18 protein-coding genes are annotated in these 14,694 nt (G+C 64.1%); 5 read left to right on the top strand and 13 right to left on the bottom strand.

Annotated features, from left to right (window positions below):
* Positions 1–103: 103 nt before the first annotated feature.
* On the bottom strand, positions 104–727 hold the full coding sequence (locus PWG15_RS10900; protein ID WP_275019787.1) for a cysteine hydrolase family protein: 624 nt from the start codon (positions 725–727) through the stop codon (positions 104–106).
* Between the two features lie 127 nt (positions 728–854).
* On the opposite strand from PWG15_RS10900, the gene PWG15_RS10895 reads away from it, so the two are divergent.
* Positions 855–1,703, top strand: coding sequence for a LysR family transcriptional regulator (locus PWG15_RS10895; RefSeq protein WP_275019786.1), 849 nt, complete (start codon positions 855–857; stop codon positions 1,701–1,703).
* A 154-nt stretch (positions 1,704–1,857) separates the two neighbouring features.
* Here PWG15_RS10895 and PWG15_RS10890 read toward each other — a convergent pair whose 3' ends face one another.
* Together PWG15_RS10890 and PWG15_RS10885 are read right to left on the bottom strand one after the other, a co-directional pair.
* Positions 1,858–2,436, bottom strand: coding sequence for an AAA family ATPase (locus PWG15_RS10890; RefSeq protein ID WP_275019785.1), 579 nt, complete (start codon positions 2,434–2,436; stop codon positions 1,858–1,860).
* A 112-nt stretch (positions 2,437–2,548) separates the two neighbouring features.
* Positions 2,549–2,728, bottom strand: coding sequence for a hypothetical protein (locus tag PWG15_RS10885; protein ID WP_275019784.1), 180 nt, complete (start codon positions 2,726–2,728; stop codon positions 2,549–2,551).
* A 166-nt stretch (positions 2,729–2,894) separates the two neighbouring features.
* Between PWG15_RS10885 and PWG15_RS10880 the strand changes: the two genes are divergently transcribed.
* Both PWG15_RS10880 and ilvC read left to right on the top strand, forming a co-directional pair.
* On the top strand, positions 2,895–3,536 hold the full coding sequence (locus tag PWG15_RS10880) for a TetR/AcrR family transcriptional regulator C-terminal domain-containing protein (protein WP_425536697.1): 642 nt from the start codon (positions 2,895–2,897) through the stop codon (positions 3,534–3,536).
* Between the two features lie 225 nt (positions 3,537–3,761).
* The gene (gene ilvC, locus PWG15_RS10875) at positions 3,762–4,781 is read left to right on the top strand and encodes a ketol-acid reductoisomerase (protein ID WP_275019781.1); all 1,020 of its coding nucleotides are present in this window, start codon (positions 3,762–3,764) and stop codon (positions 4,779–4,781) included.
* A 104-nt stretch (positions 4,782–4,885) separates the two neighbouring features.
* Here ilvC and PWG15_RS10870 read toward each other — a convergent pair whose 3' ends face one another.
* The 10 genes from PWG15_RS10870 to PWG15_RS10825 form a co-directional block, all read right to left on the bottom strand.
* Positions 4,886–5,095 carry a hypothetical protein gene (locus PWG15_RS10870; RefSeq protein ID WP_275019780.1) on the bottom strand — a complete coding sequence of 70 codons (210 nt, stop codon included), beginning with the start codon at positions 5,093–5,095 and terminating at the stop codon, positions 4,886–4,888.
* A gap of 124 nt (positions 5,096–5,219) precedes the next feature.
* Positions 5,220–6,134, bottom strand: a complete 915-nt coding sequence (locus tag PWG15_RS10865) for a pyridoxal-phosphate dependent enzyme (protein ID WP_275019779.1) — start codon at positions 6,132–6,134, stop codon at positions 5,220–5,222.
* Between the two features lie 156 nt (positions 6,135–6,290).
* Positions 6,291–6,596, bottom strand: coding sequence for a hypothetical protein (locus PWG15_RS10860; RefSeq protein WP_275019778.1), 306 nt, complete (start codon positions 6,594–6,596; stop codon positions 6,291–6,293).
* Positions 6,597–6,768: 172 nt separating this feature from the next.
* Positions 6,769–6,990, bottom strand: coding sequence for a hypothetical protein (locus PWG15_RS10855; RefSeq protein ID WP_275019777.1), 222 nt, complete (start codon positions 6,988–6,990; stop codon positions 6,769–6,771).
* A 296-nt stretch (positions 6,991–7,286) separates the two neighbouring features.
* Positions 7,287–7,523, bottom strand: a complete 237-nt coding sequence (rpsU, locus tag PWG15_RS10850) for a 30S ribosomal protein S21 (RefSeq protein ID WP_113536011.1) — start codon at positions 7,521–7,523, stop codon at positions 7,287–7,289.
* A 318-nt stretch (positions 7,524–7,841) separates the two neighbouring features.
* Entirely contained in the window at positions 7,842–8,051 is a 210-nt protein-coding gene (locus PWG15_RS10845) for a cold-shock protein (protein ID WP_173517077.1), read from the bottom strand.
* 493 nt (positions 8,052–8,544) lie between these two features.
* Positions 8,545–8,787 (bottom strand): helix-turn-helix domain-containing protein, encoded by a 243-nt coding sequence (locus PWG15_RS10840; protein WP_275019776.1) that lies wholly within the window; start codon positions 8,785–8,787, stop codon positions 8,545–8,547.
* A gap of 282 nt (positions 8,788–9,069) precedes the next feature.
* Positions 9,070–10,656 (bottom strand): acetolactate synthase large subunit, encoded by a 1,587-nt coding sequence (locus tag PWG15_RS10835; RefSeq protein ID WP_275019775.1) that lies wholly within the window; start codon positions 10,654–10,656, stop codon positions 9,070–9,072.
* 95 nt (positions 10,657–10,751) lie between these two features.
* Complete coding sequence (locus tag PWG15_RS10830; RefSeq protein WP_275019774.1) at positions 10,752–11,384, bottom strand: LysE family translocator; 633 nt, start codon at positions 11,382–11,384, stop codon at positions 10,752–10,754.
* 131 nt (positions 11,385–11,515) lie between these two features.
* Entirely contained in the window at positions 11,516–12,139 is a 624-nt protein-coding gene (locus PWG15_RS10825) for an FMN-binding negative transcriptional regulator (protein WP_275019773.1), read from the bottom strand.
* Between the two features lie 84 nt (positions 12,140–12,223).
* Between PWG15_RS10825 and PWG15_RS10820 the strand changes: the two genes are divergently transcribed.
* Positions 12,224–13,711, top strand: a complete 1,488-nt coding sequence (locus PWG15_RS10820; RefSeq protein ID WP_275019772.1) for a MocR-like pyridoxine biosynthesis transcription factor PdxR — start codon at positions 12,224–12,226, stop codon at positions 13,709–13,711.
* Between the two features lie 186 nt (positions 13,712–13,897).
* Complete coding sequence (locus PWG15_RS10815) at positions 13,898–14,581, top strand: redoxin domain-containing protein (protein WP_275019771.1); 684 nt, start codon at positions 13,898–13,900, stop codon at positions 14,579–14,581.
* Positions 14,582–14,694 lie beyond the last annotated feature (113 nt).

Here is a 14,694-nt window from a genome sequence, read left to right as displayed (position 1 = left end):
ATTGAGATCATTATATTTTTGTAATCCTGGACGCGGCAGGTGAGGGCAAAAGGGGCGCCCGGGTGGTGCTGGCGCCCCTTTGTCAAGCCTTGGCAATAGCGCGTCAGCCGCGCGGCGCGACGAGCTCGGCGACCTCGACGACGGCGCCGTGGTGGTCGGCAAGGCCTGCAAGTTCGGCCTCATGCAGGGCGCTAGCGGAAATCGTGCCGGTCGCAGAAGGCAGGTCGCGGGTGGTGCAGGCGTCGGCTGCAATCGTGATGCCGTAGCCCAGGTCCTTGGCGGCGCGGGCGGTCGAGGAGACGCAATTGTGCGTCATGAAGCCGGCGATGATGACAGGTGTGCCGGCCGGGCCGACGATCTCGGCAAGGTCGGTGCCGGAGAAGGCGTTGGGCCGCGGCTTCTCGACGACGGCTTCGTCTCTCAGCGGAGCCAGCGCATCGACGATCGCGCCGCGGTGCTCAGCCCGGTCGAACACGCCGCCGGCCGCGCCGCGATGGGCGACATGGATGATCTTGGCCCCGGCGGCACGGGCGGCAGACAGAAGTTCACGCGCCTTCTCGACTGCGGCTTCCGGCTCGAAAAGCCGCAAGGGACCGGCCAGGTATTCGTTCTGGTAGTCGATCAGGATCAGCGTCGCCTCGGCAAGCGGGGGCGGGGTGAGCGTGACGCCGGCGAGCGTGAAGAGGGTTGCGGGGGCTGAGGGCGAGAGCTTGGCAGAATCGGACATGGGCAGGTTCCTTGGTTGGTCGAAGAGGCCGTTGTGAACCGGGTTGCAAAAAGCGGTCTGTCTATGGGCTTGATCCTAGCGGCTGCGTTCATGCAGAGTGATCCGAATTTTTCGGAGGGTAATCTGCATGAATGCAGGAGGATGGGCGGATCTCGAACTGCTGGATCATCTCGTGCGCGGTGCGACGCTCAGTCAGGCGGCGCGCTCGCTTGGCGTCGACCAGACCACGGTGTCGCGGCGATTGGCGGCGTTGGAGCGGCGCGTCGGGGCCGCATTGTTCGACCGTATCGATGGCCGGCTGACGCCGACGCCGGTGCTTGCCCCGGTTGTCGACCGGCTGCGGGCGATGTCGGAGGAGGCCTCGCTGTCGCTGGCGACGCTGCTGCGGCGTACGGCGGAATTGAAGGGGCAGGTGCGGGTGACGAGCATCGGCTTCGTGCTCAGCGCCATTCTGGCGCCATCGCTTTCCCGGCTCGAGCAGCGGCATCCGGGCTTGACCCTCGATCTCATCGCCGACAACCAGATGCTCAGCATCGAACGGCGCGAGGCGGATATCGCCATCCGCATGGCGCGCACCGGCGAGGATTCGGTGCGGGTGAAAAGCCTCGGTACGCTTCGCTTCCGGCTGTTCCGGCCAAGGGGGCAGGGGATAGGACCTTGCCCGGTCGTGCGTTACGGCCCAGCGCTTGCGCATGTCCCGGAAATGCAGGTGCTCGATCGGCTGCGGCCCGACGCCCGTGTGGCGCTGACCGCCGACAAGCTCGAGATCCTGATGGAGGCGGCGCTTTCGCTCGGCGCCGAGCTGATGCTGCCGGAGGTGTCGGCCTCGCGCGATCCGCGTTTCGAGGCGGTGGACGAACCGGGCGCCACCGCCGAACGCCCGGTCTATCTGATGATGCACCCGGAGCGGGCGCGGGTGCCGAGCGTGGCAGCGGTGGCGGCCTTCATCGAGGAGACGATGCGGGGGTGGAAGTAGGCGGTGCGGCGCTTATTGTTGGGGCGAGCTGGCGCCGCTTCGCCCCGCTTGCGGGGAGAAGGTGCCGGCAGGCGGATGAGGGGCGCCGTCGTTGAATTACGAGAGCACCAAAACCACGCATGACCGCCGACAGGCGATCGTCGGCCGTGATCGATCAGCCCGCAGAAAACTCCCGTACCAGAGCGTCGAGCGCACCCGGTGTCGCGACGTCGACACACCGGATGTTGGCGGTTCGGGCGGCTTCGAGCATTTCCCTGTTTTCGCGAAGCGAGCGCTCGATGAACTTATCGATGATCCCAGCTTTCTGCTCGTACGTTTCGTCACGGCGCGCTTCGTCCGTCATCCGCCGGCGCAGGAAATCGTCATCCGCATGGAGGAACAGGGCGATAATGCTGCCGGATTCGAGTTGCGCCACATATTCTGGCCTCAGCGCCGCCCCCTCCAGCACGAACGGCTGCGCGCGTTGGCGATGGCTTTCAATGATCTGACGGATACGAGGCCACATGTTTTCGTGGTGCACCTTCAAGAACCAATGGATGGTTTCGTCAGTGAGGCTGGCATAGTACTCGGCCACCTGAGGGCACAGCGACGGCCAGGGCCTGCCGGGATGGCGGCCGAGCGCGTCCGTCGATATCAGCTCGCGACCGAGCGATCGTGCCAGCGCGCCTGCGAGCGTCGACTTGCCGACATGCGAGCTTCCGCCAATCAGAATACCGAGGGCTGACTGCTGCATCTTTGGAACTCCATCACACGTTCGATTGATCTGTCTCGCCGGAAGCCAGGCAGCTTCGGCATGGTGGCTCGCTAACCGACAGCATTCGTGCGCACCCGGAGGGCGCATTTACTCAGCCCCAGGCGACGTAAACAAACCGGGCGAGAACAAGTGCGCCGCCAATACCGGCAAGCCCCCAGAACCACGCAGCGATCGCGTCTCTCTCGGCCCGGAAACGCCTGGCTGCGTTGATGCAGGCCGCGATGAAGAAAACCACGACAATCAGAATGTATGCCTTTTGAAACGGCGGCACGTCGACCTCTCTCCAGTCTGCTTCTTCAGCCTATGGGCTCCGTCTTTCGCCGTCACCGCCGAAATTTCGCCCCGTTGTGAGAATCGTCTTGACGCCTCCGGGAGGCTTCACTAGAAGAGTGCGAACCGTACCGTACGGTACTGATCGGGAGCGAGGCGACGTGCAGATGGCTGCGGCGATAAGGGAGGCGAATGCCGGGGAGGGGCTGACGGAACGTCAGGGCGCCGTTCTCGAGCAGGCATTGCGTCTTCTGGTCGACGGCGGCGAAAAGGCGCTGACGACGGCCGGCATCGCGCGGGCGGCCAATTGCTCCAAGGAAAGCCTGTACAAGTGGTTCGGCGATCGCGATGGCCTGATCTCGGCGATGATCGGCTTCCAGGCGAGCAAGGTGCGCACGCAGGATGTTGCCGCTCGGGCACTCGATGCCGAGAGCCTTGAGCGCCATCTGATCGTGTTCGCCAAGGATCTTCTCGAGGTTCTCGCTGGCGACGTGTCGCTGGCGCTCAACCGGCTGGCGATCGGCCAGGCGAGCCGCGATGGTTCCAAGCTCGGCCACATGCTGCAGGAGCGCGGCCGCCGGCAGATCGGCAAGCGTGCTGCAGCGCTGCTCGAGGCAGGGCGCAAGGCGGGGCTGCTTTCGTTCGACGATGCCGACGAGGCCTATGGTGCCCTCTATGGGCTCGTCGTCTCCGACTGGCATCTGAAGATGCTGCTCGGCGAAGAGGCCGGCGAGATGAAGAAGAGTTTCAGCCGCAAGGCGGAGCAGGCGGTTTCAGCCTTCCTCGCGCTTTACGGCACGAAGAGGTAACTGCAGCGCCGCGCTTCGAAAGAAGCGCAAAGGCCGCTGTAGCACAAGGAATGGCAGCGCCGCGCTTCGAAAGAAGCGCAAAGGTCGCTGAAGCACAAGGAATGGCAGCGCCGCGCTTCGAAAGAAGCGCAAAGGTCGCTGCAACGTCAGGAATTGCTGCATTGCCCCGGATCTCCTGGGCGATGCGGCGGAAACAAAGTGAACACAACGGGAAGGACCACTAAAATGCGCGTCTATTACGATCGTGATGCCGATATCAACCTGATCAAGTCGAAGAAGGTCGCCATCGTCGGCTACGGCAGCCAGGGCCGCGCCCATGCGCTGAACCTCAAGGATTCCGGCGCCAAGGAAATCCGCATCGCGCTGAAGCCGGGCTCGGCAACCGCTGCCAAGGTCGAGGCCGACGGTCTCCAGGTTCTGTCGGTTGCGGAAGCCGCCAAGTGGGCCGACCTCATCATGATGGCAACGCCGGACGAACTGCAGGCCGAAATCTACAAGGCCGAAATCGCCGGCAACATCCGTGACGGCGCTGCGATCGCCTTTGCTCACGGCCTCAACGTTCACTTCGGCCTGATCGAGCCGAAGGCTTCGCTCGACGTCGTCATGATCGCGCCGAAGGGCCCGGGCCACACGGTTCGCGGCGAATACCAGAAGGGCGGCGGCGTTCCCTGCCTCGTTGCCGTTCACCAGGACGCTTCGGGCAACGCCCTTGACCTCGCTCTCTCCTACGCCTGCGGCGTTGGCGGCGGCCGTTCGGGCATCATCGAAACCAACTTCAAGGAAGAGTGCGAAACCGACCTCTTCGGCGAACAGGTCGTTCTGTGCGGCGGTCTCGTCGAGCTCATCCGCGCCGGCTTCGAAACGCTGGTCGAAGGCGGCTACGCGCCGGAAATGGCCTATTTCGAGTGCCTGCATGAAGTAAAGCTGATCGTCGACCTGATCTATGAAGGCGGCATCGCCAACATGAACTACTCGATCTCCAACACGGCCGAGTGGGGCGAATACGTCACCGGCCCGCGCATCATCACCGAAGAAACCAAGGCTGAGATGAAGCGCGTCCTGAAGGACATCCAGACCGGCAAGTTCACCTCGGAATGGATGCAGGAGTACAAGTCGGGTGCGGCCCGCTTCAAGGGTATCCGCCGCGTCAACGACAACCACCAGATCGAGGAAGTCGGCGCGAAGCTTCGCGGCATGATGCCCTGGATCGGCAAGAACAAGCTGGTCGACAAGGCAAAGAACTAAGCCTTATCGAACGCTCGAATGAAGGAAGCCGGGGCAGTGCCCCGGCTTTTTTCGTCAGATCGAGACTGGCCGTGTTGGGCGCGAGGTGTGGCACAGCGAGGGGGCTAGCCGAAAACAAAGCTCACGAGCAGGTCCAGGAAAAAAGACGGGAAGGCGGCAAGCGCCGAGCCGGTGCCGAACCCGACCAGGCCGAAACCGAACGCTCCGCCCCAACCATGGCTCTGCCAGCCGATCATGGCGCCGATGGTCGTCGCGGCTCCGACGACGGATACGCACCATAGGCACCGAGCGATAAAGGCAAGCGTAGCGCGCATTCCTGGCTCCTGGCCGGCAGCGAAGCAATCTGCGGTTCCAAATTGCAGATAAGTTCGCGCTGGCGCCTTTGCCAGGGGCTTCCACTCTGGTTGCGCGCGGCGCGCCTGGGCGATAGCCGCTCGATCAGCAATCCCGCCAGGCCTGCAGCCGTTCGACCGTGGTCGTCGCGCCGCCGCAGACGATCATCAGCACCCGCGCGAAGCGCAGCAGTTGATCGGCATGGGCATAGGCGATCGCCAGGGCCGCGCCGCAGGCCGGTTCCACCAGCACGCGGTGGTCGTCGAGAAAGCGGGTGCAGGCGTCGATCGCCGACCGGTCGCTGACGACGACGCATTCGACCGGCCGGACCTGGCTGATTTCGAAGGCACGCTTGCAGACCTTTCGGGCGCCGAGCGAAGTGGCGACGCCACTGATCAAGGGAAGCTCCACCAGTTCTCCTGCCTTGACGGAGGCAAGAAAGGACGCGGTGCCTTCGGTTTCTGCGGTCACGATAGGGATATCCCGGAGCCCGTTGCGCTCCAGCCCCTCGGCGACGCCCGACAGCAGCCCGCCGCCGCCGACCGAAAGCACGACTGCATCGAAGGCGAGGCCGGCCTTGACGACCTCGTCGATCATCGTGGCGTGCCCGGCCCACAGCAGCGGATCGTCGAAGGGATGGATGAACGCCGTCTCGGAATCGACGGATGCGAGCGCGCGGGCGTTCGCCTCATCCCAGCCGGCGCCATGGACGATCACTTCGGCACCTTCCTGGCGGATGAGCGCCTTTGCCCGTTCGGTGGTCGTTTCCGGAACGAAGACGGAGACGGGAATGGAGAGCCGGCGGCCGGCATAAGCAACCGCCATGCCGGCATTGCCGCCGGAGGAGGAGACGAAACGCCGCTTGCCGTTTCGCGCATGGTGCTCGCAGGCCGCGCCGACGCCGCGGATCTTGAACGAACCCGACGGTTGCAACGCATCCATCTTCAGCCAGACGGAGCAATCCGAAGCGAGGCTCAGCGGCCGGGATTCGATCAGCGGAGTTTCAAGGTGCAGTGCCATGGGGTGTCCCGTCGAAGAGCGTAGTATGGGCAATTGCCGAGCGGGCAATCGGTTTCTCGGAGTTTCTGGAATATGGAGTTTGCCTCCGATCGTGGCCTCCGCGCAACTCGCGCGGCCATGTCATCGACAACACGGCGTGTGTCGAATGGAGGCGGTCTACCAGAGAAGGCCGCTGAAGATAACGAAAGCGACGAACAGCAGCGACAGGACGAGCGACGCCTTGATTGCCGCCAGCGTGAAGTCGTATCGACGAATTCTGTGTGCGAGGTCTTGGAACATGTATTCGTCCAATCGTGGTGTTGCCTGCGGCACGTCGTTGTAGAAGCGCTTGCGCGGCGGCCGACCGTCCGAACGGAGATTTCGTGCTTTGCGCGCCGCGCATCCCCGTTCCATGAGCGTCGCAAGGCATGGTTCAGATTTGCTGCTGCGTCCGCATTCACGCCCGGCTTTCCGGTCGCGCAAGCTTGGCTGTCGATAAAGGGAAATTGGCGGGCCGTGGACCTCTGACGCCGCGAAAAGCCAAATAGGCCGATGTCGATGCATGAAACATGCGCTTCAAATGCGCCCAACACAAGATCGTTGTCGAACCTCGCGGGCGATTGCGCAACAGATCGCGGTTCTCTGCTTTGAGCGGTTACGGCCGCTGCGGTTTGCGGGAGGTCTTGGGAGCCGGTGGTGGTGCCTGCGGCTCGGTGGCAGCGCGTTCGAGGCGGAGCGCTTTGAGCTTTTCCGTCTTCTTGTCGCGGGCGATCTTCTCGGCGGCGATGATGTTTTTCGCCGAATGATCGTTGGCGCTGGCTTTGTCCGCGGACGAAGCCTTTCCGGGTTTGAAGAGATTGCTGCCGGTAGAAGTCATGACTTGTCTCCGCAGGATGGGCGGGACGCCGTGAAAGGGCGGGCACGCCACAGGAGTGCTGTCTTCGTTCAACGAACGCTGCGCAGCCGCGCAACGGTCGCTTTAGCCTTTTGATTCTCCGGGTAATTTTACCTGCAAATCGCGTCGGTCCTAAAGGAATTATGCCGACGGTGCCAAGGTTTGTTCGGGCGGTTGTGCATCGCCCATGGACCGCTTCGTTGCCGGTCCCGGTGGCGCCGTCAGCGCCACCGATCCTGTCTTCTCGCAAGTCGCCGCGGCGCGGGACTGTGGCGCTGTTAGCGCGCCTTGACAGCGCGCTTCGGCGCCGGCAGCAGGCCTTCGCGCTGGAGCTTCTTGCGCTGCAGCTTGCGCTGGCGACGTACCGCTTCGGCCTTCTCGCGGGCGCGCTTTTCCGAGGGCTTTTCATAGCTGGTGCGCGCCTTGAACTCGCGGAACAGGCCTTCGCGCTGCATCTTCTTCTTCAGGACGCGCAAAGCCTGGTCAACGTTGTTGTCTCTAACAAGTACCTGCAAAATACGTTCTCCTTCATCAATTCCTGGGCAGCATCAACGATGCCATGACTTCTGACTGTCGGCCTATCGATCGCTCAAAGGTTGAGCCAAGGTCGAGCTGTGGTGGCGGTCCGACCCGATGTTCGGGGCGAAGGGCCGGCGGCGCATGCCAGGAGCGAGACGTTGTCGCTCAACGTGCAGGCTTGCGGCGCGATGATCTCCCTCACGGAGATCCAAGATCCAGAGACGCAAAAAGGCCGGGTTGCTTCCCGACCTCTTCCCGTCATTCAAGCGCTTCCCTGCCAGTACATCCGTGGTCAGAGGAGAGCGAATGACAAATCAAGCCGCTCTGAGGTTGTCGGCCGAGCTCTTGCCGGTGCGGCGGTCGGCGACGACGTCGAAGGTGACCTTCTGGCCCTCGGCGAGCGAGCGCATGCCGGCCCGTTCGACAGCCGAGATATGAACGAACACGTCGGTGCTGCCGTCATCGGGCTGGATGAAGCCGAAACCCTTGGTGCTGTTGAACCACTTTACGGTGCCTGAAGCCATGATGATTTCCTTTCATTCGTTGAGTTTTCCGGAAGATATTCTCCCGGCTGTAATCGATATTTGAGAGGAAATCTGGCCGCGCGGAAGCGCTTCGTCAAAGGTCACAAGCAATATTCGATGGCACGATATATAGGCGATACTTTTTTCAGTTCAACAAAAATATCCGGACTTGCGTTTGCGTCCGCTTGGGCAAACCTCCCTACGATCATGGAATACCAAGCTTTTCGTCCGAATATTTTTCTCGTTTGACCCGTGTCCGCTTTATTGCGAAGCGCCCCGGAACACTTGCGACAGGGCTGTGCGCGGCATGGAGGGCCGATCGGCGGCGGCGCATGCCTCGTGGCTGAATGCATGGACTTGGCTGGCGTGATCGGTCTTTGAAGGGGAGGTGGACTTCGAGTGTCGCCCTGGCGGGCCTCGGGCCGGTTGCAACCGGATCGGCCGGGGGTAGAAGGCGGCGGCGCGCTTGTCTTTGGCGCACCGCCCCCGCTTGTCAGGCGGCTGTAAAGGTCTGCGGCGAGACCTGCAATGCGGCGGCGATGCGCTGCAGCTTGGCGGGATCGATATCGGCGCCAAGCTCGATCTTAGAGATTTCAACTTCCGTCAGGCCAGTCGTGACCGAGAGATCGTCGACCGTGTAGCCGGCGGTTTCACGCGAACGCTTGATGGCGGCTCCCACATTGACGCGGGACAGAGATGCGCCGGGGGCCTTGGTTAGGTCTTTCTTAAAGGACATGAAGTGTCTCCTTCGTTGGTCCACCGACAAAGAACATTGTCGGTTGAAGGGGGCCCAAAACTGAAATGCGACTCGGACAGATGAGCGCGAACCTAGGGCGTCGCTAATATAAGCGAGAAGTCCCCGGGCGCAAGTTTGCGGCCGAATTTTTGTGGAATATCTATATAAATCAGCCGCTTATCCTGTGGTTTCCGCGCCCGGAGGCCGGTAAATCCCATGGGTCAGGCGCGCCATCCTTACGACGCGCCGGTGCCCGACTCAGTGCGAAAACAGCACGGAAACTCACACCAGGCGAGCCTCGATCAGAAAGGGTCCACGCCGCGACAGTGCGGCATCGAAGAGGGCGGCGAAGGCTTCGCAGGAGGTCGCGACGGCTGCCCCGACGCCGAAGCCGCGGGCAAGCGACACCCAGTCGAGCGCGGGCTGGTCGAGGTTCAGCATGCGGCGCGCGTTCGTGCCGATCTCTTCAACGCCGACATTGCGCATTTCGGCATGCAGGACGGCGTAGGTGCGGTTGGAAAAGATGACGGTGACGATGTCGAGGTTTTCGCGCGCCTGGGTCCACAGGCCCTGAATATTATACATGGCGCAGCCATCGGCCTGCAGGCAGATCACCTTGCGGTCGGGACAGGCGATCGCCGCACCGGTTGCAAGCGGGATGCCTTCGCCAATGGCGCCGCCGGTCTGCATGATGAAGTCGTGGGGAGCCGAGAAGGCCGAAAGCGCAAAGTAACGCCGGGCCGAAGTGGCCGCCTCGTCGCAGACGATGGCATTCTCCGGCACCTTATGGGCGACGATGACGGCGACCGCGTCTTCCGTCAGCGTGCCGGAAGGTTCGCCTTCATCGGTGGGCGTGCCGGTCGCTGGCAGAGGGTGGGATGGGCTGATGCCAAGTTCGTCGCGCAGCGCTTCGAGCGTTGCCTTGAGGTCTTCACCGTGGCGGGCAAGTGCTGTAACCGCGCAGCCATCCGGCACCAGGCGGCCGGGTCTTCCCGGATAGGCAAAGAATGCCACCGGTTCCGGTGCGCCGACGAGGATCAGGACCTTGATGTTGCGGAGCGTTTCGAGCGCCATGTCGATCGGGTAGGGGATGCGTCGCGGCGCCACCCGCCCGCGGCCGCGCTGGGTGTGGGCGACAAGCACCTCGTTGAAAAGCTCGACGTTGCAGGCTGCCGCGATCCGCCCGGCGATGGCGAGGTTCTCTGCCTTTGCGGCATCGCCGCTCAGGACCATGGCGACCCCTTGAGGGTGTGCACGGATGAGGCGGGCGACCTCGCGGACCGTCTCGGGGCTCGCGGGCTGGGGCGCTGCGACGAGCACCTTCTGCGCCGGCGCGTCGATGGAATGCGCGCCCCAGGACGCGTCCGCAGGCAGGATCATGGTGGCGACGCCCGGCGGCGTCAGCGAGGCGCGATAGGCGGCTGCCGCAGTTGGCCCGACATCGGAGGGATCCTTCACCCGCCGCACCCAGTTCGACATCGGGCGGGCCAGGCCCTCGATGTCGCTTGTCAGCGGTGCATCGAGCGGAAGATGGTAGGAGGCATGGTCGCCGACGACGTTGATGACAGGCGTGCGGGCGCGTCGCGCATTGTGCAGGTTGGCGAGGCTGTTGGCGAGGCCGGGCCCGGTGTGGAGCAGGGTCGACGCCGGGCGACCCGCCATGCGGGCATAGCCATCGGCGGCACCGGTGACGACGCCTTCGGAGAGGCCGAGAATGCAGCGCATCTCCGGCTTGCGATCAAGGGCGGCGACAAAGTGCATTTCCGACGTGCCGGGATTGGCAAAACAGACGTCGACGCCGTTTGCCAGGAGCGTGTCGACCAGGATGTCCGCGCCCGTGGTGCGCGTTCGTTGGCCGCCTTCTCCCATGCGCCTGTCCCCCGATAGCCTTCAGCCGCATGATAGCTGCAAGTGATGCGGGTGCAAGCAAGGCGGGCTTGCCGTCTTTGCGTCGATGCGCCGCCCTAGGTCCTTTGCCAGGCAAGATGGGCACCGAGGCCGATCAACACTGTGCCGCCGGCGCGCTGCAGCAGGCGCTGAGCCCGGGTGGAGCGGCGCATCTTGACGACGACCGCATCGGCGAGAAACACGCAGACGAGATCGGCCGAGGAGAACATCAGGTTGACGACGGTGCCGAGCAACAGAAACTGCACCCAGACCGGGAAAGCGGCGGAGGCATCGGTGAACTGCGGCAGGAAGGCGACGAAGAAGATCGCGGTCTTCGGGTTCAGCACCTCGACGGTGATGCTTTCGAAGAAGGCGCGACGTGCCGATTTCGCTTCCACCACCGGCAGGCCGCCTTCGCCGCTCGCCTTGGCGCGCATCAGCGTGAAGCCCAACCAGACGAGATAGGCGGCACCGGCAAGCTTCACCGCGAGATAGAGCGTCGGCACCGCATGAAACAGGATCGAAAGACCAGCGGCGGCCGCGATGACATGCACATAACCGCCGAGATGGATGCCGAGCGAGGCCATCAGCCCGGCAAAGCGGCCGCGCGCCATCGTCTGTGCTGCGGCGTAGAGCATCGCCGGTCCCGGGATATAGGCGAAGATCGCCGTGGTGACGAAGAAGGTGAGGAGAATGTCGAGCGATGGCATGGGATACACCTCGTCTGCTGATGCGCGGCCTCTTTAGGGAGTCGTTGTAAGGACTTGCGCGGGAAAGTTGAAGGAAAATCGGGGCGCCTCAGCCATCGAGAGACGGCAGGCCCGGGCGCACCCGTTGAGCGTCAGACCGGTATCTCCGCGGCGACGAGGCGATCCTCCGGGCGGGCGCTCGCTGCGAGTCCGGCTGCTACGCCCTCGCGGTCCTCGGTGCTGCGGTTCTGGCTGAACTTGCGCTTGCCGTCGAGGCGGTCGATCGGCAGCCTCAGGCCGATGATGCCGCGAAGCTGGGCCCTGACGTAGGCAGACGGGGCGTCGCTCACCTGCCAGGGTTCGGCACGCGCCGCTTCGTGACGGTTGGTCAGGCGGGTGACGACTTCGAGAAGCCGATCCTCGTCGGCGAAGAACTCGACCGCGCCATAGGCATGCACGGCCGAATAGTTCCAGGTCGGAACGACCTTTCCGTGCTCGCGCTTGGAGGCGTACCAGGAGGGGGTGACATAGGCGTCCGGCCCCATGAAGGTCGCCATGGCTGCGCCGATCGGCGCCGTCGTCCCTTGCGGGTTGGCGCGGGCGAGGTGGCCGTAGAGCGTGCCATGGGGACCTTCGTCGCGATCAAGCAGCAGCGGCAGCGGCGTGGCAAGCAGGCCATCGGCCGTGGCCGTGACGAAGGTCGACAGCGATGCGGACTCGATGATCGCGTGCAGGACGCTCTGTGTTTCCTCCTTGAAGGCCGGGGGTGTGTACATGATCTCGCTCCTTGTGCCTGTCCTGTCATAGATGCAAACTGGACCTGAACGAATATCCAGTTTCTGCATAAATGAGTGGGCCAGTTGGCAACGGAAAAGGACGAGGCGAGGGGCGGGACAACCCGGCGGATCTATGAGGCGCTGAAGGCGCAGATCCTCGGCGGCACCTATGGCCCAAAAGATCGGCTGCCGTCGACGCGCGCGCTGGCGGCCGAGCTCGGCGTCTCGCGCACCACGGTGACAGCGGCCTATGAGCAGCTTCTTTCCGAGGGTTTTCTGGAAAGCCGCCAGGGTGCGCCTTCACGGGTGGCGCTGCTGCATGCGCATGCGGGTGCCAAGCCGCTTCCCGCAGGCACGCCTTCTCGGTCTGCGCCGAGACCGGCAGCATCCGTTCGCCTGTCGCGCTTTGGAGCGGCCCTTGGCGACGGGCCGACCTGGGTGCCGCCTCTGTCCGGTGGGTTGATCGCCGATTTTCGCTATGGCGACTTGTCGGCTGCCGATTTTCCGGCTGAGGCCTGGCGGCGGGCGGTCAACGCCGCACTTCGGCGGCGCCAACTGCGGCTCGCCTATGACGACCCCGGTGGCTCGGCGGAATTGCGCTCGGCGCTTCAGGCCTATCTCTGGCGCGCGCGCGGGCTCAGGTGCACGCCGGATCAGATCATCATCGTCAACGGCTCGCAGCAGGGGCTGGACCTCGCCGCCCGTGTGCTCGTCGATCCCGGCGACCGGGTCGCGATCGAAGATCCCGGTTACGTCATGGCGCGCCGGGTCTTTGCGGCCGCCGGCGCGAACGTCGTTCCGATTGCCGTCGACGAGGAGGGGCTACGAACCGAGGCGCTCGCAGGGCTCGAAGCTGTGAAGCTCGCCTATGTCACGCCCTCGCATCAGTTTCCGCTCGGCAGCGTGCTCTCGGCCCGCCGACGGCAGGAGCTTCTCGCGTGGTCGGAACGCAGTGGCGCCTATGTGATCGAAGACGATTACGACGGCGAATATCGTTATGACATCCGGCCGATCCCGCCGCTGCAGACGATGGCCCATGCGGAGAATGTCCTCTATCTCGGCACGATCTCGAAGAGCCTGTCGCCGATGCTCCGGCTCGGTTATCTCGTCGTGCCGCCGCCGCTTTACCCCGTCCTCGCCGCCGCCAAGCAGCTCGCCGACCGCCATTCGCCCAGCCTCGAACAGGAGGCACTGGCGGCCATGATTGCAAGCGGGGCCTATGAACGCCACATCCGCCGGAGCCGGCGCAGCAATGGCCGCCGCCGCGAGGCGCTGCTTCAGGCGCTCAAGACGGAACTCGGCGACCAGGTGACGATATCGGGCGCCGATGCCGGGCTGCATGTCGTCGTCTGGTTCGAGCGGATAGAAAGGGCGCGGGAGGGAGGGCTGATCGCGCGGGCGCGGGCAGCGGGCATCGGCCTCTATCCGATCTCGCCGCTCTACTGTGCGGATGAAGCCGAACATCGGCCCGATCGGGCGGGGATCGTCATGGGTTATGCCAGCCTCGAGGCGGCGGAGATCGGCAAGGGCGTGGCGGAACTTGCCAAGATGTTGCTGCGCTGGGACGACTAAAGGGCGCCGCGCCGCGCCGTAGTGCGGCGGTGTCATCTCCGCTATAGTCTTGTTGGTGCGGCCCACGGGCAACCGGTACAGGGGCAACGGGTCCGTGGCGGCGACGCTCGCATGTATGGGCGTGTGCAAGTCGGGATCAATTTTCGCGGATTTACGAAAGTATGGCGTAATCAGGAGGCGAGTCCGATGGCAGACCGGAGAGTGCAGCCTTTGCAGCCGGGGCAACCCGCACCCGCCTTCGAACTTGCAAGCGCCAATCGGGACGATCCGGTTTCGCTTGCGAGCCTTCGCGGCCGGCCGTTTCTGATCGGCCTGTTCCGCGGCCTGCACTGCCCGTTCTGCCGGCGCCAGATGCGGCAGTTTTCCGCCGTCGAGCCGGCATTGCGCGCTGTCGGTGTGGAAACGCTGGCGGTGGTCAACACGCCGGTCGAGCGGGCGCGCCTCTATTTCCGTTTCCAGCCGACGCCGGTCACGGTCCTTGCGGATCCGGACTGCCAGACGCACAGGGATTTCGGCGCGCCGCATGCGGCCCTGCTTCCGCCCGAAAGCACGGAGACACCGGAATGGCCCTACCGCACGCGGCCCGCCGATTTCGCGGCGGCGCGCATCAACCCGACAGGCGAACTTGCCGAACCGATGCATCCGATGCAGGCCAATGAGTTGATCAATGCACGCGAAGGCTTCGAGCCGGACGAGACCGATCTGCGCATCTTCGCCGAACACGGCACGCAACTGGTCGGCCACTTCCTGGTCGATGCAGCCGGCATCATCAGCTGGAGCGAGATCGAGGCGCGGTTCGGCCCCGACGAACTGGGCGTGTTCCCGAGCGCCGCGGAGATCATGACGGCCGTCAGGAGGGTCGCAAGCTAGTGCTGGTAACCGGCCCGTAAGCTGACGCCTGCAAACAGGGGTGAGGCCAAGGTCGCAACCGGCCTCGCGTTACGGTTAGCTGCTTGCGTCACGGCTGTGTCCGCACATAGTGA

This window comes from Ensifer adhaerens (genome assembly GCF_028993555.1).
Taxonomy (GTDB): Bacteria; Pseudomonadota; Alphaproteobacteria; order Rhizobiales; family Rhizobiaceae; genus Ensifer; species Ensifer adhaerens_I.
The sequence above is the reverse complement of the archived record's forward strand: the minus strand, read 5'-3'. Positions and strand labels throughout refer to the sequence as shown.